General features: G+C 69.5%; 1 protein-coding gene. It reads left to right on the forward strand.

Annotation, left to right across the window (positions count from 1 at the left end):
- Nucleotides 1-645 (forward strand): TolC family protein (locus F6S12_RS32595; RefSeq protein ID WP_315869967.1); only part of this gene is annotated, 645 nt, incomplete at both ends.

A 645-nucleotide genomic window follows, 5' to 3' on the forward strand; every position in this document is an offset into this window, starting at 1 on the left:
ACCTGGCTCGGGCCCGCGCCCAGGTGGATGAAGCCCAGGCCGCCGGTGGCTGGAGCGGTGGGGTCAAGGCCGGGGTCGAGCGCCTGCAGGAATCCGGCGAAGCCTTCCTGCTGCCGGAAAAGGTGCCAGTGGCCAACGTCGGCAACCTGTCCATCAGCACCTCCTACCAGTTCGACCTGTTCGGCACCTTGCAGCGCGGCATCGAGGCGGCCCAGGCCAATGCCGACGCGACCCAGGCTGCGGCGGATACCGCGCGCATCACCCTGGTGGCGGACGTGGTGCGGGCCTACACCCAGGTTTGCGCGGCCAACGAAGAACGGGAAATCGCCGAGCACTCCCTGAGCCTGCAAGCCCAGAGCACCGAGCTGACCCAGCGCCTGCGCGATGCCGGGCGCGGCGACGAAACCCAGGTCACCCGTTCCCAGACCCAATTCAAATCCCTGCGTGCCGAACTGCCGCGCTATGAGGCGGCGCGCCAATCGGGCCTGTTCCGCCTGTCGATGCTGCTGGCCAAGCCGCTGGATCAATTGCCCGCCGGCACCGACAGCTGCGCCCAGTTGCCGCATATCACCCAGCTGTTGCCGGTGGGCGATGGCGCGGCGCTGCTCAAGCGCCGCCCCGACGTACGGCAGGCCGAGCGCCAGC

The organism is Pseudomonas sp. JV245A, assembly GCF_032424515.1.
In the GTDB taxonomy this organism is placed as follows: Bacteria; Pseudomonadota; Gammaproteobacteria; order Pseudomonadales; family Pseudomonadaceae; genus Aquipseudomonas; species Aquipseudomonas protegens.